The sequence below is a fragment of the Sphaerotilus sp. genome, from assembly GCF_013299175.1.
Classification (GTDB): domain Bacteria; phylum Pseudomonadota; class Gammaproteobacteria; order Burkholderiales; family Burkholderiaceae_C; genus Sphaerotilus.
In genome coordinates this window covers 1-25364 of sequence record NZ_JAAFKF010000055.1, presented here as the reverse complement: position 1 = coordinate 25364, position 25364 = coordinate 1, and the positions used below count along the sequence as shown (strand labels likewise).

The 25364-nt window shown below is 67.3% G+C and carries 24 protein-coding genes and 1 pseudogene; 4 read left to right on the top strand and 21 right to left on the bottom strand.

Annotated elements, in window-relative coordinates:
* The 9 genes from QZW52_RS11050 to QZW52_RS11010 form a co-directional block, all read right to left on the bottom strand.
* Positions 1-949, bottom strand: a 949-nt coding sequence (locus QZW52_RS11050; protein WP_293998547.1) for an RNA-guided endonuclease InsQ/TnpB family protein, incomplete at its 3' end; no start/stop codon positions are given.
* 102 nt (positions 950-1051) lie between these two features.
* Positions 1052-1792 carry an anti-sigma factor gene (locus QZW52_RS11045; RefSeq protein ID WP_293998544.1) on the bottom strand — a complete coding sequence of 247 codons (741 nt, stop codon included), beginning with the start codon at positions 1790-1792 and terminating at the stop codon, positions 1052-1054.
* The gene (locus QZW52_RS11040; protein ID WP_293998541.1) at positions 1789-2346 is read right to left on the bottom strand and encodes a sigma-70 family RNA polymerase sigma factor; all 558 of its coding nucleotides are present in this window, start codon (positions 2344-2346) and stop codon (positions 1789-1791) included. The genes QZW52_RS11045 and QZW52_RS11040 overlap by 4 nt, the downstream gene beginning before the upstream one ends.
* 105 nt (positions 2347-2451) lie before the next feature.
* Complete coding sequence (locus QZW52_RS11035; RefSeq protein ID WP_434738316.1) at positions 2452-3027, bottom strand: DUF3455 domain-containing protein; 576 nt, start codon at positions 3025-3027, stop codon at positions 2452-2454.
* 144 nt (positions 3028-3171) lie between these two features.
* Positions 3172-3615, bottom strand: a complete 444-nt coding sequence (locus QZW52_RS11030) for a hypothetical protein (protein WP_293998539.1) — start codon at positions 3613-3615, stop codon at positions 3172-3174.
* Positions 3612-4043, bottom strand: coding sequence for a helix-turn-helix domain-containing protein (locus tag QZW52_RS11025; protein WP_293998537.1), 432 nt, complete (start codon positions 4041-4043; stop codon positions 3612-3614). The genes QZW52_RS11030 and QZW52_RS11025 overlap by 4 nt, the downstream gene beginning before the upstream one ends.
* Positions 4006-4416, bottom strand: a complete 411-nt coding sequence (locus QZW52_RS11020) for a hypothetical protein (protein WP_293998534.1) — start codon at positions 4414-4416, stop codon at positions 4006-4008. The genes QZW52_RS11025 and QZW52_RS11020 overlap by 38 nt, the downstream gene beginning before the upstream one ends.
* Before the next feature lie 82 nt (positions 4417-4498).
* Complete coding sequence (ychF, locus tag QZW52_RS11015; RefSeq protein WP_293998532.1) at positions 4499-5590, bottom strand: redox-regulated ATPase YchF; 1092 nt, start codon at positions 5588-5590, stop codon at positions 4499-4501.
* Between the two features lie 63 nt (positions 5591-5653).
* Positions 5654-6568 (bottom strand): MOSC domain-containing protein, encoded by a 915-nt coding sequence (locus QZW52_RS11010; protein WP_293998529.1) that lies wholly within the window; start codon positions 6566-6568, stop codon positions 5654-5656.
* 39 nt (positions 6569-6607) lie between these two features.
* On the opposite strand from QZW52_RS11010, the gene QZW52_RS11005 reads away from it, so the two are divergent.
* Together QZW52_RS11005 and QZW52_RS11000 are read left to right on the top strand one after the other, a co-directional pair.
* Positions 6608-7777 carry an FAD-dependent monooxygenase gene (locus QZW52_RS11005; RefSeq protein WP_293998527.1) on the top strand — a complete coding sequence of 390 codons (1170 nt, stop codon included), beginning with the start codon at positions 6608-6610 and terminating at the stop codon, positions 7775-7777.
* Positions 7778-7811: 34 nt separating this feature from the next.
* Positions 7812-8537, top strand: a complete 726-nt coding sequence (locus QZW52_RS11000; protein ID WP_293998525.1) for a DsbC family protein — start codon at positions 7812-7814, stop codon at positions 8535-8537.
* An 11-nt stretch (positions 8538-8548) separates the two neighbouring features.
* On the opposite strand, the gene QZW52_RS10995 is transcribed toward QZW52_RS11000, so the two are convergent.
* The 5 genes from QZW52_RS10995 to QZW52_RS10975 all read right to left on the bottom strand — a co-directional run bounded on the left by QZW52_RS10995 (position 8549) and on the right by QZW52_RS10975 (position 15830).
* Positions 8549-9682 carry a hypothetical protein gene (locus QZW52_RS10995; protein WP_293998523.1) on the bottom strand — a complete coding sequence of 378 codons (1134 nt, stop codon included), beginning with the start codon at positions 9680-9682 and terminating at the stop codon, positions 8549-8551.
* Between the two features lie 19 nt (positions 9683-9701).
* A complete protein-coding gene (locus QZW52_RS10990; RefSeq protein WP_293998553.1) occupies positions 9702-10613 on the bottom strand; it encodes a phosphoribosylaminoimidazolesuccinocarboxamide synthase in 912 nt (303 codons plus the stop codon).
* Between the two features lie 126 nt (positions 10614-10739).
* Positions 10740-11801: a class II fructose-bisphosphate aldolase gene (gene fba, locus QZW52_RS10985; RefSeq protein ID WP_293998521.1), complete on the bottom strand. Its 1062-nt coding sequence runs from the start codon at positions 11799-11801 to the stop codon at positions 10740-10742.
* A 211-nt stretch (positions 11802-12012) separates the two neighbouring features.
* Positions 12013-13443: a pyruvate kinase gene (gene pyk, locus QZW52_RS10980; protein ID WP_293998518.1), complete on the bottom strand. Its 1431-nt coding sequence runs from the start codon at positions 13441-13443 to the stop codon at positions 12013-12015.
* Between the two features lie 68 nt (positions 13444-13511).
* Complete coding sequence (locus QZW52_RS10975) at positions 13512-15830, bottom strand: NADP-dependent malic enzyme (RefSeq protein ID WP_293998515.1); 2319 nt, start codon at positions 15828-15830, stop codon at positions 13512-13514.
* 231 nt (positions 15831-16061) lie between these two features.
* Between QZW52_RS10975 and leuS the strand changes: the two genes are divergently transcribed.
* Both leuS and QZW52_RS10965 read left to right on the top strand, forming a co-directional pair.
* Positions 16062-18722 (top strand): leucine--tRNA ligase, encoded by a 2661-nt coding sequence (leuS, locus tag QZW52_RS10970; protein ID WP_293998512.1) that lies wholly within the window; start codon positions 16062-16064, stop codon positions 18720-18722.
* Between the two features lies 1 nt (position 18723).
* The gene (locus QZW52_RS10965) at positions 18724-19215 is read left to right on the top strand and encodes an LPS-assembly lipoprotein LptE (protein ID WP_363226539.1); all 492 of its coding nucleotides are present in this window, start codon (positions 18724-18726) and stop codon (positions 19213-19215) included.
* 255 nt (positions 19216-19470) lie between these two features.
* Here QZW52_RS10965 and QZW52_RS10960 read toward each other — a convergent pair whose 3' ends face one another.
* The 7 genes and pseudogenes from QZW52_RS10960 to QZW52_RS10930 all read right to left on the bottom strand — a co-directional run.
* A complete protein-coding gene (locus QZW52_RS10960) occupies positions 19471-20541 on the bottom strand; it encodes an RNA-guided endonuclease InsQ/TnpB family protein (protein ID WP_293998510.1) in 1071 nt (356 codons plus the stop codon).
* Positions 20529-20801, bottom strand: a complete 273-nt coding sequence (locus QZW52_RS10955) for a hypothetical protein (protein WP_293998507.1) — start codon at positions 20799-20801, stop codon at positions 20529-20531. The genes QZW52_RS10960 and QZW52_RS10955 overlap by 13 nt, the downstream gene beginning before the upstream one ends.
* Positions 20802-21276: 475 nt before the next feature.
* Positions 21277-22938: pseudogene (locus QZW52_RS10950) on the bottom strand (secretin N-terminal domain-containing protein); the annotation flags it as partial.
* A complete protein-coding gene (locus tag QZW52_RS10945) occupies positions 22938-23483 on the bottom strand; it encodes a hypothetical protein (RefSeq protein ID WP_293998503.1) in 546 nt (181 codons plus the stop codon). The gene QZW52_RS10945 and the pseudogene QZW52_RS10950, both read right to left, overlap by 1 nt.
* A 3-nt stretch (positions 23484-23486) precedes the next feature.
* On the bottom strand, positions 23487-23972 hold the full coding sequence (locus QZW52_RS10940; RefSeq protein WP_293998500.1) for a GspMb/PilO family protein: 486 nt from the start codon (positions 23970-23972) through the stop codon (positions 23487-23489).
* Between the two features lie 122 nt (positions 23973-24094).
* Positions 24095-24445 carry a hypothetical protein gene (locus QZW52_RS10935; RefSeq protein ID WP_293998497.1) on the bottom strand — a complete coding sequence of 117 codons (351 nt, stop codon included), beginning with the start codon at positions 24443-24445 and terminating at the stop codon, positions 24095-24097.
* The coding region (locus QZW52_RS10930; protein WP_293998494.1) for an RHS repeat domain-containing protein at positions 24442-25364 on the bottom strand (923 nt) is incomplete at its 5' end. The genes QZW52_RS10935 and QZW52_RS10930, both read right to left, overlap by 4 nt.

The window sequence follows — 25364 nt, the reverse complement described above, 5'->3', positions numbered from 1 at the left end:
GACCTGTCCTACCTTTCGGACTGCTGGCGGGTATGCCCCCGCAGCGCGAGCAGGTCTGGGTTGTGTAGGCTTCATTTACCTCCTCGAACACGATGCCGGCCTGATGGCTCTTGTATTCCAGCATCGTCTTCATCATTGACCACCCGGCGTCCAGCGTGGATTTCGCCATCCGAGTCTTCACCATCGCGCCGGCCTGCACGTTCCCGACGAAGATCGCCGCGTTGCGCTCGACCAGCCCGGTGCTGAACTTGTGCATCGCGTCCTTGCGCGTGTTGGCGATCTTCGCGTGGATCGCACGCACCCGGTCCTTCTTCCCGGCTCGCTGGGCGATCCCCAGCGCGCCCTCATGCTTGCGGTACAGGCCGGACGCCAGCTCTTCGCCGTCCGAGCACGTCGCTGCAGTCTTCAGGCCGAGGTCGATACCGATCAGCCCAGTGCCAGCCGACTTCAGCACGTCCACCTTGACGCACACGTTCAGGTACCACCGGCCGCGCGCGTCCTGCGAGAACGATCCTGCGCGCAGATCGAACCGGCTCAGCCCGTAGCTGTCCCACAGACTGAACCTGTGCCCGAGAAAAGCGATCTGCCCGGCCTTGTACTTCGCGCCGCCCGCCTTGAACGGCACCCAGCCCAGCGAATGCTTCGCCGCCTTCGCGTTCGACACCCGCCAGTTCAGCCTCGACTTCTTGAACTGCTTGCGCCGGGTGGCGTATTCCTCGCACACCAGTTGCACCGTGGCGCTACCGATCCGCACGCCATCGCACTTCGAGTACCCGGCCGTGAGCTTCTGCAGGTCGAACCCGCTCAGCCACTTTCCGCGCTCGCGGATCGCCCGCGAACTGGTCTCGTTACAGTAGTTCCACACCTGATTGACCTCGCGCGCCATCAAGGACAGCACGCCTGCGTGCTTGTCCTTGATGCGCAGCTTGAGGGTCTTCACGGCTTCCATCCGACAACTGTATTTCCATACATGTCGCTTGACAAGCCGTTCCGGCTTGAACGCTCGACCCCGGGCTGAACCCCGGGGCTTGTCGCTTCGTCCGGGTCAACTTCAACTGGTCAGCTTCACAGCGCGGCCGACGAACAGGATCGGCCCGGTCGGGCGCCCGATCGGCGAGCCGCCTTCCGGCTCCAGCGTGATCTCGAACAACTGCTCGGGGCGCAGGTCCGGCAGGCGCGTGGTCGGCAGCTCGACGGTCGAACCCGCTTGCACCAGCCCGAGCGAGCTGGGACCGGCCGCGCCCGGCGCCTTGGTCCAGAACTGCAGCGCCCGCCCCGCCGGCACCGGCCCGGACGGCGCCACCGGCACCAGCCGCAAGCGCCCCTGCCCCGCCGCATCGACGCGCACCTCCACCACCCAGCCATTGCCGCCGCCCTGCGGCCCCTGCAGCACGGCGACATACCGCTGATCCTGCGCCGCATCTGGCGCCCCGCGCAGCACCAGCGCACTGCCCAGCGCCACGCACGCCGCCATCGCCAGCCCGCTGACGCCCTGCCACAGCCCCAGCCGCTGCCACCACGGCAACGGCTGCGGCGACACGTCGGCACGGGCGCGTGTGCCCGCCCAGGCCAACCGCGCATCGATGCGGGACCACAGCGAGGGCGACGGTTCGGCGGGCGGCGCGTGGCGGGTCAGGCTCAGCAACCGGTCCTGCCACATCGCCACCTCGGCGCGCAGACTGGCGTCGTGGGCCATCGCCGCCTCGAACGCCTGTCGGGCGGTGTCGTCCAGCGTGCCGAGCACGAACTCGCCGGCCGCGACGCTGCGCTCCTCGGCGGTGTCGAGCTTCATGAGAGGCACTCCTTCAACGCCAGCAGGCTGCGGCGAATCCACGACTTGACGGTGCCCAGCGGCGTGTTCAGCCGCTCGGCGATCTGTTCATGGGTGTAGCCATCGACGAAGGCATGCACCACACAGGCCCGCCGCGGCGCGTCCAGCCGCTGCAGGCAACGCTCCAGGCTGTCGGGGTCGAGGCCGCGGTCGTCGTCGGCGTCGGACTGCGACTGCTGCAGGTCGGACACGCCGGTGAGCGTTTCCGGGTCGAGCAGCACCGGCTCCGACGCACTGCCGCGCACGGCCCGCAGCGCCTGGTGACGCACCACGGTGTAGACCCAGCCCCGCCCGGAGCCGAGCGCCGGGTCAAACGTCTCGGCGCGCTGCCAGATCTGCAGGAAGGCGTCCTGCAGCACGTCCTCCGCCAGCGCCGCATCGCGCACGATGCGCCGCACCACGCCCAGCAGCCAGCGCGCCTCGTGTTCATAGAGCACCCGCAAGGCGAACCGCTCGCCCCGTGCGCAGGCGAGCAGGGCGGCGTCGTGGTCAAAAGTGGGCAGGAGCGTGGGCATCAGGCGGCAGGTGGCCGCCTGATTCTAGGCTGGGCCAAGGCGGGATCGGGAAGTCTGCTGACCGCCGAGGCCCCCTCCCCAACCCTCCCCCGCTGGGGGAGGGAGTCAAACGGGCTTCCAGAAGATGTAGTCGGCCTGGTACTGGACGATTTCGCGCTTGCCCGTGCTGCCCGCCGCGCAGGGCATGGCCGGCGCGACACCGCCGCGGGTCGCCACGCGCTGGATGTAGCTCACGCCGGTCAGTGCGCCGCTGCCCATCGCCGGGTTGGCCTTGACGAGTTGCAGCGGGATGCTGCCCGCCATTGCCGGGGCGACCGCGACTTGCGTGCCGGTGAGCGCGGAGCCGTCGTTGGCCGCCCAGGTCGCGGGCGGGCCGAAGTAGCGGCCGAGGGTCTCGCCGCCACGGCTCTTCAGCGCCGCCATCGGGCCGACGAACACCCACTCGAACACGTCCGTCGTGCCGGCCTTGGCACGGCATTCATAGGTGATCTCGCCAACGCCGACGGTCTCCCAAGCCACGCGGTGACCGGCCGGCACCTTGACCGGGTCGGGCAGCATGTCCTGGCTGTAGGGGGCGGCCTTGGCCATCATCGGCATGGACGGCATCGAGGGCATGCCCGAGCAGGCGGCCAGCACGGCGGTCAGGGTGAGGGAGGAAGCAACGAGAGCGAAGCGGGTCATGGCGGACTCCTGGGAAGGATGGGTGAGAGAGCTTGCAGGTGAAGGCTTTCGGGCCTTGCACTCCTCACTAGTCCGCTAACCCAGAAACTGGATGCAGCAGTCAACAATTTCTTACACCATGGGTTTTGGTGTGCAGTGCCTCGCTCAGTGAGGCGCAGTGCCGCCCGTCAGAACCTGTGGTGGCACATGAATGACCGGCATCACCGCGCCACGGATCGCCTCCCCGCTGATCGTCACTTCAACACACAAGCACATGCCTGCCCGAAGCTCGAAGCTGAACATCTCGATCGGCACCGTCATCGGCGCAATCTCCAAAGACCGTGTCGGGATGCGCGGGTCGATCTGGACATGGGTGAGGAGAGGTGGCATCAGGTCTGTGTCCCCGTCCAGAAACCTGATCTGGATGGGGATCGGATCGGGCAAGAACCTGGCTGTGATGAGCGTCAAGACACAGAACTTGTGGAAGCTTCCTGTGGATTCGGGAATGCCAATGAAGCCGTGGTAAATGCCCATGGCAGACATCTTGCCGCCCAGTTCATGGCGGATGTCATCGCAGAAGATCGAGGTAATCCAGGGTTGTGGTGTCATCGCTTGACCTGAGAAATCGTCTGGTCGAGTGCCTCGGTGACAGTACCCACGCTGACCCGGTAAGCCACCGCCAGTTGTCGCAGAAGGTTCAATTGGGGATTGTCGTTCTTGCCGTTTTCCAGCCGGGAGAGCTGCGGCTGTTGGATGCCCGTGGCCCGGTACACGTCCTCTTGGGACATGCCGCTGCGCAGTCGCAATGCAGTCAGTGGTGCGATGCCGTCGTCCGCCAGCATCTGACCGACAGCCTTGCGCGCCTGTTCGAAGGTGGCACGACCTTCTGGCGTGGCCAAGAGCTTGGCCCGTTGACGCGCACCGGGTCGTTCTTTCTTCTGCGGTGGCTGAACGATGTTCAGCGTGGCGCCGCTCTGCACCGTCCATGCCGAACCCAGCTTAATGACGGTGAATGAAGGGGATGTGATGACCTGCATAGTCCTGCCTCAGGCGTTGACCGAACGAGGATGTAGTGCTGTATCCGTCTGATCTGGGCATGATGCCAAGGAGGACGATGCGTGGGTCACGGTGGTCAACGCCATAGATCATCCGATGCTGTGAGAGTGCGCCTTCGATGGTTCTCGGCTTGATCCGGCATATGTTGAAACTGATTGCCACCCAAGCGCCAATGGCCATCGTGTCAAAGCTGGGATGCGGGATGTGCTGGAACTGGGACTCCGAGAGCCGTTGCCGAACCTGTTCGCTGTCCCAGATGGTGTCGATCAGCGCCAGATACAGCGCCACCTCGTCTTCAGACAATCCGTCCAGATCATCCTCCACGGCATCTGCGCTCTCTGCATCGTAGATCATAACTTTTGCGTCATGTCCTGGGGCTGACACGGATTCGACTGGCTGATGGTGCGTTCAAGCGCACGCCCCGGTAACACGGAGGTCAGCTGGAGAACAGGAAGTTCAGCACATCCCCATCCTTGACCACGTACTCCTTGCCTTCCGCCCGCATCTTCCCGGCGTCCTTCGCGCCCTGCTCGCCCTTGAACTGGATGAAGTCCTCGAACGCGATGGTCTGGGCACGGATGAAGCCCTTCTCGAAGTCGGTGTGGATCACGCCCGCGGCCTGCGGCGCGGTGTCGCCGACGTGGATGGTCCAGGCGCGCACTTCCTTCACCCCGGCGGTGAAGTAGGTCTGCAGCCCCAGCAGCTTGAACGCCGAGCGGATCAGCCGGTTCAGCCCCGGCTCGTCCTGCCCCATCTCGGCCAGGAACATCGCCCGGTCCTCGTCCTCCATCTCCGACAGCTCAGCCTCGGTCTTGGCGCAGATCGCCACGACCGGCGCGTTCTGCTTCGCGGCGAACTCGCGCAGGCGGTCGAGGAAGGGGTTGTTCTCGAAACCGCTCTCGTCCACGTTGCCCACGAACATCGCCGGCTTGGCGGTGATCAGGCACAGCGGCCGGAGGATGACCAGCTCCTCCTTGCTGAACTCGACCGAGCGCACCGGCAGGGCCTGGTCCAGCGCGGCCTGGCACTTCTCCAGCACCTTGACCAGCGCCGCGGCTTCCTTGTCACCCGAGCGGGCGATCTTCTGCGACCGGTGCATCGTCTTCTCGACGGTGCTCATGTCGGCCAGACAGAGTTCGGTCTGGATCACCTCGATGTCGGCGATCGGATCGACCTTGCCGGCGACGTGGATGACGTTGTCGTCCTCGAAGCAGCGCACGACATTGACGATGGCGTCGGTCTCGCGGATGTGCGAGAGGAACTTGTTGCCCAGCCCTTCGCCCGTGGACGCGCCCGCCACCAGCCCGGCGATGTCCACGAACTCGACGATGGCCGGCACGATCCGCTCCGGCTTGACGATCTCGGAGAGCTTGTCCAGCCGCGCATCGGGCAGCTCGACCACGCCGACGTTGGGTTCGATGGTGCAGAACGGGTAGTTCTCGGCGGCGATGCCGGCTTTGGTCAGCGCATTGAAGAGGGTGGACTTGCCGACGTTCGGCAGGCCCACGATGCCGCACTTGAGGCTCATGGTGGTGTCTTGTTCAGGGGGAGATCCGGCGATTGTAGGCGCCCACCCCCGCCCGGAGGACGCTCAGAACCGCACCGTCCCCCGCCCGCCCTGCCCCACCGCCAGCCACCGTCCGACGCCTTCGACGATCACCGCGTTCATCCCGAAGGTGATCGCCCCGCCCACCCGCGCATCGCTGCGGTAGCCAGCCAGCGTGTCGCCCGGCTCGACGCCCGATTGCGCCGTGTCGGGATCGATGTTCGGGATCGGGCAGCGCGGGCATGGCTTGACCAGCCGCAGCGTGACCGGGCCGTCCGACGTGTCGAACCGCAGTTCGTCGAGACCGTCCTCGCCATGCGGGCCGAGGCCGTCGAGCACGAGGTTCGGCCGGAAACGCGCCATCGTCACGGGGGCGTGGCCGCCGAGGGCGAGGCGGTGGTTCAGCTCGTCCAGCGCCGCCACGGACACGACCAGGATCGGGTAGCCATCGGAGAACGTGTTCTCGGCCTCGACCGCCCCGGTCCAGCGCGCACTCGACAGCCGCCGCTGCCCCGGCGCGAACTGCACCAGCCGCACCTGCTCGCCGAGAAAGTCGCTGAACCAGCGATCAGCCGCCGGATCACCCGCCCGCGCCTCGACCGCGTCATCCCACACCCGCACCCGCAGCGTCTCGCCCACCGCCACCGCCGGCAGCCCCAGCGGCCCACAGCCCGGCGCCGTCACGGTCAGCACGCCATCCTCACCGAGCGCCGGGCGGATCAGCGCCATGCGGGCGTGCTCGCGCTGGCTGAGGAACTCGTGCTGGTCGTCGATGAGCATCCACTGGCGGTCGTGCGCGAAGCCGGTGGCGGCGAGGTCGGTCCGCGCCAGCGACAGGCCGGCGCAGGACTTGATCGGGTAGACGTGCAGGCGGGCGATGGTGACGGGGCTGCTGCCGTCGTCGTCGTCGCCGTCGTGGTGGCCATCTGCGGGAAGGGATGCAAGGTCAAAGGCAGTCATCAGGGGCGTCCGTGCGAGGTGTTCCTACAATCTTGCTCCATGACCGCGCCCTTTTCGTTCGCCCCCCCTGCCCTGAACCCGGCCGCCCCCGGCTCGCCCACGCTGGACGTGCTGATCCGCGGCGGTGGGCCGGTCGGGATGGGCTTGGCGCTGGCGCTGTCGCGGGACGGGCTGCGGGTCGGCTTGCTGGCAGCCGCACCAAAGAAGGACACCCCGCCGGACGTGCGCACCTACGCGCTGAACGCGGGTTCGGTGGCACTGCTGGGCGAGCTGCGGGTGTGGGACGCGCTGCCCGAGGATGCCCGCACCGCCGTTCACGACATGCGCATCCACGGCGACGGCGGTGGCGCGATCGAGTTCAGCGCGTGGCAGCAGGGCATTGGCGAGCTGGCCTGGATCGTGGACGCCGCCGCGCTGGAGCACGCGCTCGGCGAGGCGCTGCGCTACGCCCCGCATGTGCAGCGGCTGACGCAACCGGTCGCTGCGTCGCTGACCGCTGTCTGCGAGGGCAAGGATTCCGCCACGCGGGATGCGCTCGGCGCCGGCTTCGAATCCTTCGCCTACGGCCACCACGGCATTGCCGCCCGCCTCGTCAGCGACACGCCGCACCACGGCACCGCCTGGCAGTGGTTCCGCCACCCGGACGTGCTGGCGCTGCTGCCCTTCGATCGGCCGCAGGTGGACCACGGCTTCGGCCTCGTCTGGTCGCAGCCGCAGGCTGAGGCGGAGCGGCTGCTGGCGCTGTCCGACGCCGAGTTCGAAGCCGCGCTGAACGAGGCCACGGGGGGCGCGGCCGGCACGCTGCGGCTCGGCTCGCCGCGCTCGGCGTGGCCGCTGCGGGTCGGGCAGGCGCAGCGGTGGTGCGGGCCGGGCTGGGTGCTGCTGGGCGATACCGCGCACGCGGTGCATCCGCTGGCCGGACAGGGGCTGAACCTGGGGCTGGCGGATGTGCGGGCGCTGGCGCGGGTACTGGTCGAGGCACGGCGCACGTCACCCTGGAAATCCCTCGGCGACGAACGCACCCTGCGCCGCTACGCCCGCGAGCGCAGCACCCCCACCCGCGCCATGAGCGGCCTGACCGACGGCCTGCTGCACCTTTTTGCACAGCCTTCAGCGCCCCTGAAGGAACTGCGCAACCACGGCATGACTCTGGTACATCATCTCGGCCCGCTCAAACGCTGGCTGACCGCCCGGGCGCTCGATGCCTGACCCCGCACGAAACCCGCACCAAGGACACCGCACCATGACACCTCGCCTCGCTCCCTTCGCCGCCGCCGCGCTCGCTGCCCTGACCTTGCTGGCGGGGCCTGCCCGCGCCAACGAGGACGAGATCCGCAAGACGCTCACCGAACGCTTCGCGAATCTGCCCAAGATCGACGAGATCCGCACGACGCCCATGCCCGGCGTCTGGGAAGTGCGCATCGGCACCGACATCATGTATTCGGACGCCAAGGGCACCTACCTGCTGCAAGGCTCGATGATCGACACCGCCACGCGCCGCAACCTGACCGAAGAGCGCGTGGACAAGCTCTCCGCGATCGACTTCGCCAGCCTGCCGCTCAAGGACGCGATCGTCTGGAAGAACGGCAACGGCAAGCGCAAGATCGCCGTCTTCGCCGACCCGAACTGCGGCTACTGCAAGCGGCTGGAGAAGGATCTGGTGAACGTGAAGGACGTGACGGTCTACACGTTCGTCATTCCAATCCTGGGCGGCGATTCGCCCGAGAAGTCGAAATCGATCTGGTGCGCCAAGGACAACACCACCGTGTGGCGCAACTGGATGATCGACGGGACGGCGCCCGCGCGGGTGATGGTCCAGTGCGACGCTGCCGCCATCGAGCGCAACACGGCGCTGGCCAAGAAACACAAGGTCACGGGCACGCCCGCCATCGTCTTCGAGGACGGCACGCGCGCACCGGGCGCAATCCCGGCAGCAGAAATCGAGAAGCGGATGGCCGCGAAGTCCTGAGCCGGCCGGCGCTAGACCTTGCCCAGCGGCGCGGTGCAGTCGCTGGCGGGCAAGCTCCGGTCGATCAGCGCCAGCAGCGCGTCGGTGCGCTGGCGGTAGAGCTGGTGGTTGCGGTGCGCTTGCACGGCATGCGGATCCGCCTGCTCGGACAGACCCAGCCGCGTGTACACCTGCGCCAGCATCGCGTGGGCGATGGCCCGGTCCTCCGGCTCGGTGGCGGCGCGGAGCGCGGAGTCGGCTGCCCGTGCCTGCAACAGCGCCGCACCACCCCGGCCCAGCGCCGCCAGACACCACGCCTGGTCGGCCAGGAACACGCACTCGCACGAGGTCAGTCCTTCGGCCACCGCCTGCGCCATGTGCGCCTCGTACAGCGTCAGCGCCTCGGCCAGTTGCCCGGACACCACCAGCAACTGCGCCCGCTGCATCGGCGGGTGGTTGCTCAGGGCACGGGTGCTGACGCTGCGGTCGAGAAAAACCGAGGACTCGGTGCCCAGCATCGCCCTGCGCAGCGCAACCGCATCGTGGTGTACCCCGAAGGCCGCGGTCAGGCGTACCTCGACGACCCGCAGCAATGCCATGTTGTACATGATCGAGCTGAGCGAGGCACCGTCACCCTCGGCCTGGGCGTGGACGCGAGCTTGGCTGTACCAGGGCTGGGCGCGTTCCTCGGCGCCGGCGTAGTGCAGCATCCCGGCCAGCACCAGACACAGCCGCGCGCGGGCGCCATGGTGGTCGGGCTGGGCGGTGTCCAGCGCCAGCACGAGGTGCGTGACGGCCGAGGCGTCGTCGCGGGCGTGGAAATCCAGGTGCGCCATCCACGCGGCGGCCAGCGGCAAGGCACGGGTGCTGCGGGTCGAGCGGGCCAGCACCAGGGCACGGCGCACACGCTCGCGGGCACGGCCGGCCAGGTCGGCATAGAAGTCCGCCAGACCTTCGGCCAGACACAGCCAAGGCGCCAGCGACGGGTAGCGGCGCACAGCGTCCCCGGCGCGCAGGCTGGCGATCTCGTCGCGCGCCCGGTCGGCCTCGCCCAGCCGGGCCAGCACCACCGCCCGCTCGGCCCGCAGGAACAGCACCGTGCGCGGCGCACGCCGCTGCGCAATCGCCTCGTCGAGTGTCTGCAGAAGCCGGATGACGGCCGACATGCCGCGACCGCCCGCCGGATCAGCCGCCCATCAGACGGTCGAGGGCTTCCTGGTACTTGGCGGTGGTGTAGGCGATGACCTCGTCCGGCAGTGCGGGCGCCGGCGCCGTCTTGTCCCAGGGGCGGCCGTCCACCTGGGCCGTCTCCAGCCAGTCGCGCAGGTACTGCTTGTCGAAGCTCGGCGGGTTGGCGCCTGCGGCGAGCGCGGCGTCGTACTGCTCGACCGGCCAGTAACGCGAGGAGTCGGGCGTGAGCACCTCGTCCATCAGCGTCAGCGTGCCGTGCTCGTCGAGGCCGAACTCGAACTTGGTGTCGGCGATGATGATGCCGCGGGTCAGCGCGAAATCGGCCGCCGTCTGGTAGAGCTGGATCGACACGTCGCGCACGCGGGTAGCGAGGTCGAGGCCGATGATCTCCACCATGCGCTCGAAGGCGATGTTCTCGTCGTGGTCGCCGACATCGGCCTTGGTGGCGGGCGTGAAGATCGGCGCAGGCAGCCTGGCCGCGTTGGTCAGACCGGCCGGCAGCGCGACGCCGCAGACCGACTGGCTCTCCTGGTATTCCTTCCAGCCGCTGCCGGCCAGATACCCGCGCACCACCGCCTCGACCGGCAGCGGCTTCAGGCGCTTGACCAGCATCGAGCGGTCGCGCACCTGCGCCACCTCGTCGGCCGCGACCACGCTCAGCGGGTCTTCGCCGGTGAGGTGGTTCGGCACGAGGTGGCCCAGGCGCGCGAACCAGAACAGCGCCACCCGCGTCAGCAGTGCGCCCTTGCCCGGAATCGGCTCGCCCATGATCACGTCGAACGCGGACAGCCGGTCGGTGGCGACCATCAGGATGCGGTCTTCGCCGACCGCGTAGTTGTCGCGCACCTTGCCGCGGGCGAGCAGGGGCAGGGAATGGAGGCTGGAGTTGTGCAGGGCAGCGGTCACGGCAGGGGTCACGGCAGAGGGTCGGAAGGGCCGGAAAGGCGGAAATCGGGGCCGATTGTAGGCCGCGTGCCCATGAAAAAAGCCCGTCCGGGACGGGCTGTCGTCATGCAGGCAGGGCCGCCGGGATCAGACCACCGTCTGCGCCAGCTCGCCGCGGCTGTACATCTGGGCGACCACCGACAGCGGGATGCCCTTGATCTTGCCGGCCTGGCCTTCGCAGCCGAATTCCATGTAACGCTGCTTGCAGATCAGCGTTGCGGCTTCGCGGGCGGGCTTGAGCCACTCGCGGGCGTCGAACTTGTCCGGGTTCTCGAACAGGAACTTGCGCACCGCGCCGGTCATCGCCAGGCGGATGTCGGTGTCGATGTTGATCTTGCGCACGCCGAACTTGATGGCTTCCTGGATCTCCTCGACCGGCACGCCGTAGGTTTCCTTCATCTTGCCGCCGTACTGGTTGATGATCGCCAGCAGGTCTTGCGGCACCGACGAGGAGCCGTGCATCACCAGGTGGGTGTTGGGGATGCGCTTGTGGATTTCCTTGACGCGGCTGATCGCCAGGATGTCGCCCGTGGGCTTGCGGCTGAACTTGTAGGCGCCGTGGCTGGTGCCGATGGCGATGGCCAGGGCGTCGAGCTGCGTGGCCTTGACGAACACGGCGGCTTCTTCCGGGTCGGTCAGCATCTGGCTGTGGTCCAGCTTGCCTTCGGCGCCGATGCCGTCTTCCTCGCCCGCTTCGCCGGTTTCCAGGTTGCCCAGGCAGCCCAGTTCACCTTCGACGGTCACGCCGACCAGGTGCGCCATGTCCACGACCTTGCGGGTCACCTCGACGTTGTAGTCGAAGTCGGCCGGGGTCTTGCCGTCGGCGCGCAGCGAGCCGTCCATCATCACCGAGCCGAAGCCCAGGTCGATGGCGCCCTGGCAGATCGCGGGGGTCTGGCCGTGGTCCTGGTGCATGACCAGCGGGATGTGCGGATAGGCTTCGACGGCGGCCTGGATCAGGTGCTTGATGAAGTGCTCGCCGGCGTACTTGCGGGCACCGGCCGAGGCTTGCAGGATCACCGGCGCACCGACCGCATCGGCCGCGGCCATCACGGCCTGGACCTGTTCGAGGTTGTTGACGTTGAAGGCCGGGATGCCATAGCCGTGTTCGGCGGCGTGGTCCAGCAGTTGGCGCATGGAAACGAGCATGGGAGAAACCTCAGGAAGTAAGTGACAGGATGGCAAGAACCTGCGACAGCGGTCATGGCGGGGGTGCCTGAAACCACTGTGTAACTCCCGAGATTCTACGGTCGAGACCCCGATCAACCGTGCGATTTCCCCTTATCCAAGGCGCTCTGGCGCAAGCGATGCGCCATTTCTGCGCAACATTGCGGACCAGTTACAGCCCGGAACGGCGGCTTCAGCCCACGCGGCAGACCTTGAGCATGTTCGTGCCGCCCGGATAGCCCATCGGCTCGCCGCAGGTGATGGCGTAGGTGTCGCCCGGCTTGAGCACGCCGCGCTCGACCAGCAGCGCCTCGGCCGCCGCCAGCGCCAGGTCACGGTCCTCGAACTTGGCCATCAGGATCGGGCGCACGTTGCGGTAGAGCGCCATCTTGCGCTCCGACAGCACCTGCGTCGTCAGCGCGTAGATCGGCACGTCGGTCTTGTAGCGGCTCATCCACAGCGCGGTCGAACCCGATTCGGTCAGCGCCAGGATCGCCTTGCAGCCCAGGTGGTGTGCCGTGAACAGCGCGCCCATCGCGATCGACTGGTCGATGCGGGCGAAGGTCTTGTTGGTGAAGTCGGCGTCGAGCTTGACCTCTTCGGCGGCCTCGGCGGCCATCGCGATGGCGACCATCTGCTCGACGGTTTCCACCGGGTACTTGCCGGCCGCCGTCTCGGCCGAGAGCATCACCGCGTCCGTCCCGTCCAGCACCGCGTTCGCCACGTCCGACACCTCGGCGCGGGTCGGCACCGGGTTCTGGATCATCGACTCCATCATCTGCGTGGCGGTGATGGCGACCTTGTCCATGGCGCGGGCCATGCGGATCATCTTCTTCTGCAGCGCCGGCACCGCCGCGTTGCCGACTTCGACCGCCAGATCCCCGCGGGCGACCATGATGCCGTCGCTGGCCTTCATGATGGCTTCGAGCTGGGGGATGGCCTCGGTGCGCTCGATCTTGGCGATCATGCCCGGCTTGTGGCGCCACGGCTCGCCGGCCACGTTGGCCAGTTGGCGCGCCATTTCCATGTCGATGGCGCTCTTGGGGAAGCTCACCGCGAGGTATTCGCACTGGAAGGACATCGCGGTCTTGATGTCCTCCATGTCCTTGGAGGTCAGCGCGGGCGCGGTCAGACCGCCGCCCTGCTTGTTGATGCCCTTGTTGTTGGACAACTCGCCACCGACCTTGACGACGGTATGCACCTTGTCGCCCTTGACCAGCTCGACCACCAGCACGATCAGCCCGTCGTTGAGCAGCAGCGTGTCGCCCGGACGCACGTCACGCGGCAGTTCCTTGTAGTCCAGACCGACCCCGGCGATGTCGCCCAGCTCGGTGCGGGAGGCGTCGAGCACGAACTTCGCGCCGTTCTCCAGCATCACCTTGCCCTCGGCGAACTTGCCGACGCGGATCTTCGGGCCTTGCAGGTCGGCCATGATCGCCACCGGCTTGCCGACGCGAGCGGCAATCTCGCGCACGAGGCTGGCGCGGTCGATGTGGTCCTGCGCCTTGCCGTGGCTGAAGTTCAGCCGCACCACATCGACACCGGCCCGGATCAGCCGCTCCAGCACAGCCGGGTCGGACGAAGCGGGGCCGAGGGTGGCGACGATCTTGGTATTGCGGGGCATGGGGCGGTCTCCGTGGGGATCTGACAAAACGATCCTTTGATTATTGACCGCCAACTAGAACACGGTGGTTACGAAGAAAGACGTACAACCGCTGCTGCTGCTGCCGCCGCATCCGCCACCGCCAGCGCCGTCATGTTCACCACCCGGCGCATCGACGCCGACGGCGTGAGGATATGCACCGGCGCCGCCGCCCCCAGCAGGATCGGCCCGACCGTCACGCCCTTGCCCGAGGTCATCTTCAGCACGTTGAACAGGATGTTGGCCGCGTCGATGTTGGGCAGCACCAGCAGGTTGGCCGCGCCCGACAGCGACGAGTCCGGCAGGATGTTGCGGCGGATCGACTCCGACAGCGCCGCGTCGCCGTGCATCTCGCCATCGCACTCGATCTCGGGCGAGCGCGCCACGAACAGGTCACGCGCCGCGCGCACGCGCTGGGCGGACGGTCGGTGCGAGGTGCCGAACATCGAGTGCGACAGGAAAGCGACCTTCGGGGGCAGGCCGAAGCGGCGCACTTCCTCGGCCGCCATCAGCGCGATGTCGGCGAGTTCCTCGGCGCTGGGCTGCTCGTTGATGAAGGTGTCGGTGATGAAGAGGTTGTGCTCCTCCAGCATCAGCGCGTTCATCGTGGCGAACACCTTGGCCCCCGCCCGCTGGCCGATGACGTTCTTCACGTACTCGAAGTGGCTGTCGTAGCGCCCGTGCAGCCCGCACAGCATCGCGTCGGCGTGGCCGAGCTTGAGCAGCATGGTCGCGATCAGCGTCGTCGAGCGGCGCACGGCGGCCTTGGCGGCTTCGACCGACACGCCGTCGCGCTTCATCAGGCGGTGGTACTCCTCCCAGCAGGCGCGGAAACGGGCGTCGTCCTCGGGGTTCACCACCTCGAAATCCACCCCCGGCTTCAGCCGCAGCCCCGCCCGCTCGATGCGTGCCGCGATCACCGCCGGCCGGCCCACCAGGATCGGCTGCGCCATGCCTTCGGTCAGCACCGCCTGCACGGCCCGCAGCACGCGCTCGTCCTCCCCTTCGGCGTAGACGACGCGGGCCGGGTGGCGCTTGGCGGCGGCGAAGACCGGGCGCATGAACATGCCGGTCTGGTAGACGTAGCGGGTCAGCGATTCGCGGTAGGCAGCGAGGTCGGTGATCGGGCGCTCGGCGACGCCAGACTCGGCCGCCGCAGCGGCCACGGCCGGGGCGATGCGCAGGATCAGGCGGGCGTCGAAGGGCTTCGGGATCAGGTACTCGGGGCCGAACTGCAGCTCCTGCCCGGCGTAGGCGGCGGCCACCTCGTCGCTGGTTTCTTCCTTCGCCAGCGCCGCGATCTCGCGCACGCAGGCCAGCTTCATCGCCTCGGTGATCTTGGTGGCGCCGCAGTCCAGTGCGCCGCGGAAGATGTAGGGGAAGCACAGGACGTTGTTGACCTGGTTCGGGTAGTCCGAGCGGCCGGTGGCGATGATGCAGTCTGGGCGCGCGGCCTTGGCGATCTCGGGGCGGATCTCCGGCTCGGGGTTGGCCAGCGCCAGGATGATCGGCTGCGTGCCCATGCTGGTGACCATCTCGCCGGTCATCACGCCCGCAGCCGAGCAGCCCAGGAACACGTCCGCGCCGACGATGACCTCGGCCAGCGTCTTCATGTCGGTCTTCTGGCAGTAGCGTTGCTTGGACTCGTCCAGCTTGTCGCCACGGCCTTCGCGGATGACGCCCTTGGAGTCGCAGACGAAGATGTTCTCGATCCGCACGCCCAGGCCGACCATCAGGTCCAGGCAGGCAATCGCCGCCGCCCCCGCGCCCGACACCACGAGCCGCACGTCGCCGATCGCCTTGCCGACCAGCTCCAGGCCGTTCAGCAGGGCGGCGCCGGAGATGATCGCGGTGCCGTGCTGGTCGTCGTGGAACACGGGGATCTTCATGCGCTCGCGCAGCTTCTTCTCGATGTAGAAGCACTCGGGCGCCTTGATGTCTTCGAGGTTGATGCCACCGAGCGTCGGCTCCAGCGCGGCGATGATCTCGACCAGCTTGTCCGGGTCGCGCTCGGCGAGTTCGATGTCGAACACGTCGATGCCGGCGAACTTCTTGAACAGGCAGCCCTTGCCCTCCATCACCGGCTTGGACGCCAGCGGGCCGATGTCGCCGAGGCCGAGCACGGCGGTGCCGTTGGTGATGACGCCGACGAGGTTGGCGCGCGAGGTGTATTCGGCGGCCAGCGACGGGTCTTTCTCGATCGCCAGGCAGGGATAGGCTACGCCGGGCGAGTAGGCCAGCGACAGGTCGCGCTGGTTCATCAGCGGTTTCAGCGGCGTGACGGCGATCTTGCCCCGGACTGGCGAGCGGTGGTAGTCCAGTGCGGCGTCGCGCAAGGCCAGTTCGGCGGGGGACAAGGGCTGGGTCATCGAAGGCACTCCTGCGGGTCCGGCGGTATCACCGGGGGTTCAAAACCAAAGGGGAGCGGAGATTACTGCGGTCGGGACCGGTGTGCATGCGCAATGCGCGCGCCGAGTGCAGAGAACGCAGGGGTCATGCCGACAAGGGCGATGGTTATGCGCAAGCGGCATGCCCGTCCGCGATAATCCACGGATTGAGCGTCCCGCACGCCGCCACGCTGCCACGAGTTCCGCGCCGCCATGAGCCTCCCAGACCGCTACGACCCCACCGCCGTCGAATCCGCCGCCCAGACCGCCTGGCGCGCCGCCGACGCCTACCGCGTTCACGAAGACCAGACGAAGCCGAAGTTCTATGCCTGCTCGATGCTGCCCTACCCCTCGGGCAAGCTGCACATGGGCCATGTGCGCAACTACACCATCAACGACATGCTGACCCGGCAGTTGCGGATGAAGGGCTACAACGTCCTGATGCCGATGGGCTGGGACGCTTTCGGTCTGCCGGCGGAGAACGCCGCGCTGAAGAACGCCGTGCCGCCCGAGAAGTGGACGCGCGAGAACATCGCCTACATGAAGACCCAGATGCAGGCGATGGGGCTGGCGATCGACTGGTCGCGCGAGGTCGCCACCTGCGACCCGGACTACTACAAGTGGAACCAGTGGCTGTTCCTGAAGATGCTGGAAGCGGGCATCGCCGAGCGCCGCACGCAGGTCGTGAACTGGGACCCGGTCGATCAGACGGTGCTGGCGAACGAGCAGGTGATCGACGGCCGCGGCTGGCGCTCCGGCGCGCTGGTCGAGAAGCGCGAGATCCCCGGCTACTACCTGAACATCGTCCAGTACGCCGACGAGCTGCTGGGCGCGGTCGCCAATCCGGAAGACCCGAACTACCTCAGCGGCTGGCCCGAGCGGGTGCGGCTGATGCAGGAGAACTGGATCGGCAAGAGCGAGGGTGTGCGCTTCGCCTTCCCGCATGACATCGCGGGCGCGGATGGTTCGCTGATTCAGGGCGGCAAGCTCTACGTCTTCACGACCCGCGCCGACACGATCATGGGCGTGACCTTCTGCGCCGTGGCCCCGGAGCACCCGCTGGCCGCGCACGCCGCCGCGACGAATCCGGCGCTGACCGCGTTCATCGCCGAGTGCGCCCAGGGCGGCACGACCGAAGCCGAACTCGCCACGCAGGAAAAGAAGGGCCTGCCCACCGGCCTGTTCGTCACGCACCCGCTGACCGGCGCACAGGTCGAGGTCTGGGTCGGCAACTACGTGCTGATGAGCTATGGCGACGGTGCCGTGATGGGCGTGCCGGCGCATGACGAGCGCGATTTCGCGTTCGCGAAGAGGTACGGCATCGAGATCAAGCAGGTCGTGCGGCTCGCGCAGGCTGGCGATGAAGCGTTCTCGCTCGACGCCTGGGCCGACTGGTACGGCGACAAGCAGCGCGCCGTGTGCGTCAACTCGGGCGAGCTGGACGGGCTGGCCTGCAAGGACGCCGTGAGCCGCGTCGCCGAACTCGTCGGCGCCAAGGGCCTCGGCGAGAAGAAGACCACCTGGCGCCTGCGCGACTGGGGCATCAGCCGCCAGCGGTACTGGGGCACGCCGATCCCGATCATCCATTGCGACGACTGCGGCGCGGTGCCGGTGCCGGCGGCGGACCTGCCGGTCGTGCTGCCGATCGACTGCGTGCCGGACGGCTCGGGCAACCCGCTTAAAAAACGCACCGACTTCCTGAACGTCGCCTGCCCCTGCTGCGGCAAACCGGCGCAGCGCGAGACGGACACGATGGACACCTTCGTCGATTCGTCGTGGTACTTCATGCGCTACTGCGACGCGCAGAACAGCGAAGCGATGGTCGCCGGCGGCACCGACTACTGGATGCCGATGGACCAGTACATCGGCGGCATCGAGCACGCGATCCTGCACCTGCTCTACGCCCGCTTCTGGACCAAGGTGATGCGCGACCTGAAGCTGGTGACGATCAACGAGCCGTTCACCAAGCTGCTGACGCAGGGCATGGTGCTCAAGGGCGCCTTCTTCCGCAAACCCGAAGGCGGCGGCAAGAGCTACTACTGGGAACACGAGGTCAACGTCCTGACGAACGACCATGGTGTGGTCATCGGCGGCACGCTGAAGGCGGACGGCCTGCCGCTCGATTACGAGATGACGACGATGTCGAAGTCCAAGAGCAACGGCGTCGATCCGCAGGCCCTGATCAACCAGCATGGCGCGGACACGGCCCGCCTGTTCGTGATGTTCGCGTCGCCGCCGGAGCAGACGCTGGAGTGGAACGACGCGGGCGTCGAGGGCGCGCACCGCTTCCTGAAGCGCGTCTGGGGCTTCGCGGCGAAGCACGAGGCGGTGCTGACCTCGGCGGCGAACGTGGTCGGCGGGGATCTGCCGGCCGCCGCCAAGGCGCTGCGCCGCGAGGTGCATCTGGTGCTGCGGCAGGTCAGCCACGACTACGAGCGCATGCAATACAACACGGTGGTGTCCGGCGGCATGAAGCTGCTGAACGCGCTGGAAGCGTACAAGCACGATGGCAGCAACGCCTCGGCCGCCGTGCTGCGCGAGGGCTACTCGGTGCTGCTGCGCGGGCTGTACCCGGCGTGTCCGCACCTGACGTGGAAGCTCTGGGCCGACCTCGGCTACGCGGCCAAATGGGGCGATCTGCTCGACGCGCCGTGGCCGCAGGTGGACGAGGCCGCGCTGGTGCAGGACGAGATCGAGCTGGTGCTGCAGGTCAACGGCAAGACCCGCGGCGCGATCAAGGTGCCGGCCGGCGCGGACAAGGCGGCGATCGAAGCCGTGGCCGCCGCCAGCGCCGAGGTGGCGAAGTTCGCCGAGGGCAAGCCGCCGAAGAAGATCATCGTCGTGCCCGGCCGGCTCGTGAACGTGGTGGTCTGACGTGGTGCAGCGGCGTGTGTTCGTGCTGGCGACGGTCTCGGCCCTGACCGGCTGCGGTTTCCAGTTGCGCCGCCCGCCGGAGCTGCAGTTGAAGCACGTCTTCCTCGCCGGCTTCGACGCCTACTCGCCGATGGGCGACGAGCTGCGCCGGCAACTGCGCGCCAGCCGCGGTGTCGTGCTGACCGAGACGGCGGCCGAAGCGGACGTGGTGCTCGACGCGCTGGAGGACGCCCGCGAGCAGGTCGTCGCCGCCTCGACCGCCGCCGGTCAGGTGCGCGAACTGACCTTGCGGGCACGCCTGCGCTTCAAGGCGCGCACGCCGGCCGGCCGTGTGCTCATCGCCCCGGCCGAGCTGACGCTGACCCGCGACGTGAGCTACAGCGAGACCACCGCGCTGGCCAAGGAGCAGGAGATCGCGCTGCTGTTCCGCTCGATGCACACGGATCTGGCGGCGCAGGTGCTGCGGCGGCTCGCGGCGCTCGGGCCAAGCTGAGGCTTGGCCCATCCCGCACATCGCAGCGGCTTTATTTCCAGTTGGCGGCAATCACCGAATTCAATGCCGTCTGGTAGTCAACTGGCAAGCTGGTTTGACCGGCTGTGGGCGCATAAAAAGCGGCCATCGCAGAAACCAGCGTATCCGCCTGACTTTCAAGCAGTCGCTTGCCGTTGCCAAGCTCGATGCTATCTGTTCGGTATGCGCTACCGCTGTACCAGTTCTGGATCGTGAGCTTTTGACATCCTCCCCGCCCTAAAGGACGGGGATTCCTCCTGCGAGACGCGCATGTCCGCGCGCGGCGATGTTCCTGGCTGCATTCACGTCGCGGTGGTGTTCCGCGCCGCAATCGCAGCATGTCCATCGCCTCATTCGCAGACCTGTCCTGCCTTTCGGACTGCTGGCGGGTATGCCCCCGCAGCGCGAACAGGTCTGGGTTGTGTAGGCTTCGTTCACCTCCTCGAACACGATGCCGGCCTGATGGCTCTTGTATTCCAGCATCGTTTTCAGCATTGCCCATCCGGCGTCCAGCGTGGACTTCGCCATCTTGGTCTTCACCATCGCTTTCGCCTGCACGTTCCCGACGAAGATCGCCGCGTTGCGCTCGACCAGCCCGGTGCTGAACTTGTGCATCGCGTCCTTGCGCGTGTTGGCGATCTTCGCGTGGATCGCGCGCACCCGGTTCTTCTTGCGCGCCCGCTGGGCGATCCCCAGCGCGCCCTCATGCTTGCGGTACAGGCCGGACGCCAGTTCTTCACCGTCCGAGCACGTCGCCGCGGTCTTCAGGCCAAGGTCGATCCCCACCGATCCAGTGCCGGCCGACTTCGGCACGTCCACCTTGACGCACACGTTCAGGTACCACCGGCCACGCGCGTCCTGCGAGAACGACCCGGCGCGCAGATCGAACCGGCTCAGCCCGTAGCTGTCCCACAGACTGAACCTGTGCCCGAGAAAAGCGATCTGCCCGGCCTTGTACTTCGCGCCGCCCGCCTTGAACGGCACCCAGCCCAGCGAATGCTTCGCCGCCTTCGCGTTCGACACCCGCCAGTTCAGCCTCGACTTCTTGAACTGCTTGCGCCGGGTGGCGTACTCCTCGCACACCAGTTGCACCGTGGCGCTACCGATCCGCACGCCATCGCACTTCGAGTACCCGGCCGTGAGCTTCTGCAGGTCGAACCCGCTCAAGAACTCGCGCCGCTCCCGGAGCGCCCGCGCACTCGTCTCGTTGCAGTAGTTCCACACCTGATTGACCTCGCGCGCCATCAAGGACAGCACGCCCGCGTGCTTGTCCTTGATGCGCAGCTTGAGGGTCTTCACGGCTTCCATCCGACAACTGTATTTCCATACATGTCGCTTGACAAGCCGTTCCGGCTTGAACGCTCGACCCCGGGCTGAACCCCGGGGCTTGTCGCTTCGTCCGGGTCATTGGTTTCCAACAGCGTTAACTGCAAATCGCTGCCTGATCGCTGCAGCCAGAGGCGGCGCAGGAAGTACAGCGGCTGTGCGCCCTCCTTGCCGTTGGTCACGCCACGCACCAGCGCCTGCAGCGTCGGCGGATAGGCGGGCTGGCCGGCTTCATGCGGCACGAGACCGGTGTCGCTGGCGCGTTTGTAGGCATCGATGGCGTCGCGGATCTCCCAGAGCGCCCGCCGGAGTTCGCGCTCCTGTTCGCGCCGGTGGCTCATCTCGGCCAGCGGCTGGACCATCAGCGCGAGCACGGCGATCACCGCCAGCACGGCGAGCAATTCGATCAGTGTGTAGCCCCGGGACATGGGGGACATGGGCGACATGGGTTTCATCACCGGGCCTGCACCTGCAACACCGGCGGCAGTGGCACGGCGGGTGGTGCCGGATCTGGGGCGGCCCCCGGCGTCGTGCCTGGCGCGTCATCGGCCACCGACAACCGCCCGCCCACCGTCCGCAGACGCGGCGCCGCATCCGTGCCGACCCACAGCTCGCCCGTGGCGGCGTCCGGCTGCCGCAGGTTGCGCAGCACATGCCCGTGCCGACCCACAGCTCGCCCGTGGCGGCGTCCGGCTGCCGCAGGTTGCGCAGCACATGCGGGGTGATCGCCAGCACGAGTTCGGTGCGGTCGGCCGAGTCCGCCTGGCTGGAGAACAGCCGCCCGACCATCGGCACATCGCCCAGCCCCGGCACCCGGTTGGCGCTGGTGCGCTCGCTGCGGCTGATGATGCCGGCGAGCAACTGCGTCTGCCCGTCGCGCAGGCGCAGCAGGGTCGAGGCGTTGCGGGTGCCGATTTGGTAGGCCAGCGTGCCGGAGGCGGTCTTGATCTGGGTGCCCAGCGAGCTGACCTCCAGCGCGATCTTGATCGCCACTTCGTCGTCGGTGTAGACGGTCGGCTCCACATCGAGCTTCAGCCCCACGTCGATGTAGCTCACGCTGTCGGCCACGAAGCCGTTCGGGCCGGTGGTGGCGGTGATCAGCGGGATCTTGTCGCCGATGAGGATCTTGGCCTTTTCCTTGCTCTTGACGCGGATGCGCGGCGCCGAGAGCGTGTTCACGTCGCCGATGGCGCGCTTGAGGTTGACCAGCAGGCCACCGACCGAGACGCCGACGCGGTCGCGCGTGATGCCCTCGATGTTGAGCAGGTTCAGCCCATTGGCCCCGAGCGGCGCCAGCGGCGTCAGCGAGAACGAGTCGGGGAAGCGCACGCCGAGTTCTGTCAGCCGGGTGGAGCTGACCTCCAGCACCTCCAGCTCCAGCAGCACCTCGGGTTCGGCCGCATCGAACAGCGCGATCAGTCGCTCGGCCAGCAGCACGTTCTCCGGTGTGTCGCGCAGCGCGAGCAGGTTGGTGCGCTCGTCCACGAAGGGCTCGCGCAGCTTGAGCATCGCTTTGAGGAAGGCGGCCGTGTTCTTGGCGTCGGCGTTGGCGAGGTAGAACACGCGCACGACCTGTTCCTGGTGCTCGCGCTGCTTGTCGGGGGTGTTGGGGTAGATGAGGATGGTCTGGCCGTCGATGACCTTCTTGGCGAGCTGGTAGGTGTTGACGATCAGGTCGATGGCCTCCTCGACCTTGGCGGACTTGAGGAAGACGGTGACGCGGGTGTCCTGGCGGATGTCCTTGTCGAGGATGAAGTTGATGCCGCTGTTGCGCGAGACGACATCGAGCACGGTGCGCAGGTTGGCGTCGCGGAAGTCGAGCGAGATGGGGCGGGCTTCGCTGAGGCCGGTCTGGGCGGCGCGGACCTGGGCTTGGCGGGCGTCGATCTCCAGCTTGCGCTGCAGGGCGAGCAGGTCGGGGTGGCGGGGGTTGTCCTTGAGGGCGTCGGTGAGCACGAGCAGGGCGGCGGTGGGCTTGCGCTGTTCGACGAGTTGTCGGGCGTCCTTGAGGGCGAGGCGCTGGCGGCGTTCGGTGTCGATCTCGGCCAGCAGCGGGGTGACGCGCTTGAGGCCGGGGTCGAAGGGCTTGGCGCGCTCCAGCAGGGTGGTGGCGTCGTCGAGGCGGCCGGTGGCGCGGGCGGCGGTGGCTTCGGTGAGCAGCCGGGTGAGGCCCTCGGTGCGGGCTTGCACGAGGCCGGCGCGCAGGGTGGGGCTGTCGGGGTAGCTTTTGAGGCCGGTGTCGAGGGTTTGGACGGCCTGTTCGTACTGACCGGCTTGCAGGGCGGTCTGGGCTTGCTGGCGGATGCGGGTTTCGGCGCAGCCGGTGAGCAGGCTCAGGCACAGGGTGGCGATCAGGGAGGACGACAGCAGGTGGTTCATCAGGGACGGGCGGGCGGGATGGCGATGACCAGGCGCTGCTGGTTGGGCGGGTACAGCAGGTGGATGCCGTCGTCGTCGATGCTGTCGATGACGAAGCCGTTGTCCAGGGCGTCGCCCTTCTTGACGGGTAGAGCGGTGTCGCCGGCGCTGAGGTAGACGAGGGTTTCGCCCTGGGGGGTCTGCATGCGGCCGAGGTAGCGCAGGCGCATTTCGGGGGTGGGCGGGGGTGGCGGTGGGGCGGGGGGTTGCGCGGGTGGTGGGGCGGCGGTCGTCGGGGGGGCGACTGGGCGGGCGTCGGCGGGGGCGAAGAGGTCGCGCTGGGCCAAGGCTAGGCGGGTCGGGGTCCAGGTGGCGGGCAGCGGGGGCGGACTGGGGGCGGTGGCCTGTGGGGCGATGGCGCGGCGCTCAGGGGCCAGCGGCAGGCTGTCGCGCGCTGTCAGGCGCGGCTCGACTGCGGCCACGATCCGAGGCGACGTGTCTGTCCACAGCGCCACCGCGCTGAGCATGCCGCTGGCCGTCAGGCCCCATTTCAGGCTTCGTCGCATCATTCAGGGAACCAGCAGCGGGCGACCCCACAGGTTGAGTACCAAGGCGGACTCCACCTCTGCAGACGGTGCAGGCAGGCGTTGCAGGCTCCAGCGTTGCACGGTGACCCAGGGATTGCGGCGCTGCACATCTTGAATCAGCGCCTTGGTGGCGGGGTAGGGGCCGCGCAGGTGCAGGTTCAGTTCGGCCCGCGCCAGCTCGGAGACCGTGGCCGGGTGGTCTTGGGTTTGCATGTCCACGACGGTCACACCGCTGGCGGTGGCGGTTTGGGTCAGGGTTTTGAAGACCATGGCGGGGGTCAGGAGGGCGACGCCTGTGGTGGCGAAATCGTGCGGGGCAGGTGCGACAGCCGCTGCTGGCGACAACGGGGCCACGGCTCGGGTCAGCCGGCTTTGTGCGTCGTTCTGCGCCTCGATGGTGATAGATTCACGTTGGTCAAGATATTCTGCACAAGCGTACAGTCCACTACCGAAACTCAGGAACAGCATTAATATTAACCACCACCAACGCCACAGGTTACATCTTGATGAATTAATTCGCATCGGAATTCAAGGAATTAGTACGCCAATTTCATTAGTGTGTTGCACTTCAGTTTATAGCGTACCAAGACTCAAGACTCGACCTTGGCGACTGGCGATGGGCGAATCTTGCGCCATAGCCAAGGGATCAGTTTGAACCACTGAAGGTATCCGACAGCACAAAAGGCAAACCATAGAACAGTGAAGCCAATCCATGGCGGCAAGTCGCTGATTGGAACAGGCAGATCGCCATCATTAATCACCACTAACATCGCAATGGCTCCAGATACCAGCAGGCCGCTTGGAAACGTGAGCGCTGACATTGCTCCCGCAAACAAGATGCCGGCGTCGCTGCGTGGGCCAGGCGTGTAGGCGTACAACGTAAACGCAAGTACCGCACAGCACGTCACCAACCAAACCGCAAGCAGAACTCGACTGATCACCTTTTGCTTCTCCTACCAGAGTTCGGATATCCGATGTATGGGCGGTCAGTGCGAGTGCTAGACGAGCACTCATATCGGCAGGAATTCAGCACCTCTTCGGCCCACTCCTGACAGTCGGTCGCTAGGGGAATGCCGTATGTCGGGCGAGGGCCATTCAGACGGCGCCGGACACAGCTCTCGATGCAAGTGTTGTCGGGTTCCTTCTGCTCGCAACGTTCTGAGTTGAACTCGTCTTTGCTCGGCTTGCCCGGACCCCAGAGCGGATCTGACCACTTCTCACCGCGCTGATCTTGTCCGCCACATTGACCGGGCACGCACAAATAGCGGTGATGAGCCATCGGCACATTGGACATCGCCCATGTCGCACGCCCCTCTCCAAGGACACCAGTCAGCGCGTGCAATGGCGCCCTGCACATGTACGTAGCCAGCCCAAGCGGATCAGTCAGCGCGGTAGGCTGGTTCTCGGCGTAGCTGTAGGTATTGATGCCGCCGTGAAGCCCGATGGGATCGGACTGCGTGTATCGCCCGATGGCGGGATCGTAGTCCCTGAACCCGTTGTAGAACAGGCCGGATTCTGCGTCGGCATACTGCCCCGGGAACCGCAGGTTCTGCGTGAAGGCGCCCAGCCCGGAGGGGTTGGTCTCGGGGGCGGTGTTGCCAAACGGCTCGGCGATCCACCGCCAGCGCAGCCGCCCGCTGGTGTCCACGGCCACCCTGGGCGTGTCCAGGTGATCGCTGTGCAGGTAGTACACCAGCGGCGGCGCCGTGGCCGTAGCCCCGGGGGTGAACATCACCACCGGGGTGTCGCCCATCCAGACGTACTCGCGCAGGGCCGCACCCGTCCCGTCGTACTCGCCCAGCAGGTGCCCGGCCGGGTCATGCACGAAGATCACGGTGCCTGCGGAGGAAGCCTTGCGCA

Coding starts and splice junctions, on each gene's coding strand:
- QZW52_RS11045 (WP_293998544.1), bottom strand. CDS start 1,792: ATGAAGCTCGACACCGCCGAGGAGCGCAGCGTCGCGGCCGGCGAGTTC.
- QZW52_RS11005 (WP_293998527.1), top strand. CDS start 6,608: ATGACCGCGCCCTTTTCGTTCGCCCCCCCTGCCCTGAACCCGGCCGCC.
- QZW52_RS10945 (WP_293998503.1), bottom strand. CDS start 23,483: ATGCGACGAAGCCTGAAATGGGGCCTGACGGCCAGCGGCATGCTCAGC.
- QZW52_RS10995 (WP_293998523.1), bottom strand. CDS start 9,682: ATGTCGGCCGTCATCCGGCTTCTGCAGACACTCGACGAGGCGATTGCG.
- QZW52_RS10960 (WP_293998510.1), bottom strand. CDS start 20,541: ATGGAAGCCGTGAAGACCCTCAAGCTGCGCATCAAGGACAAGCACGCG.
- QZW52_RS11000 (WP_293998525.1), top strand. CDS start 7,812: ATGACACCTCGCCTCGCTCCCTTCGCCGCCGCCGCGCTCGCTGCCCTG.
- QZW52_RS11030 (WP_293998539.1), bottom strand. CDS start 3,615: ATGACACCACAACCCTGGATTACCTCGATCTTCTGCGATGACATCCGC.
- QZW52_RS11025 (WP_293998537.1), bottom strand. CDS start 4,043: ATGCAGGTCATCACATCCCCTTCATTCACCGTCATTAAGCTGGGTTCG.
- pyk (WP_293998518.1), bottom strand. CDS start 13,443: ATGCCCCGCAATACCAAGATCGTCGCCACCCTCGGCCCCGCTTCGTCC.
- QZW52_RS10940 (WP_293998500.1), bottom strand. CDS start 23,972: ATGCTGTTCCTGAGTTTCGGTAGTGGACTGTACGCTTGTGCAGAATAT.
- QZW52_RS11040 (WP_293998541.1), bottom strand. CDS start 2,346: ATGCCCACGCTCCTGCCCACTTTTGACCACGACGCCGCCCTGCTCGCC.
- QZW52_RS11010 (WP_293998529.1), bottom strand. CDS start 6,568: ATGACTGCCTTTGACCTTGCATCCCTTCCCGCAGATGGCCACCACGAC.
- QZW52_RS11020 (WP_293998534.1), bottom strand. CDS start 4,416: ATGATCTACGATGCAGAGAGCGCAGATGCCGTGGAGGATGATCTGGAC.
- ychF (WP_293998532.1), bottom strand. CDS start 5,590: ATGAGCCTCAAGTGCGGCATCGTGGGCCTGCCGAACGTCGGCAAGTCC.
- QZW52_RS10975 (WP_293998515.1), bottom strand. CDS start 15,830: ATGACCCAGCCCTTGTCCCCCGCCGAACTGGCCTTGCGCGACGCCGCA.
- leuS (WP_293998512.1), top strand. CDS start 16,062: ATGAGCCTCCCAGACCGCTACGACCCCACCGCCGTCGAATCCGCCGCC.
- QZW52_RS11035 (WP_434738316.1), bottom strand. CDS start 3,027: ATGACCCGCTTCGCTCTCGTTGCTTCCTCCCTCACCCTGACCGCCGTG.
- fba (WP_293998521.1), bottom strand. CDS start 11,801: ATGCTCGTTTCCATGCGCCAACTGCTGGACCACGCCGCCGAACACGGC.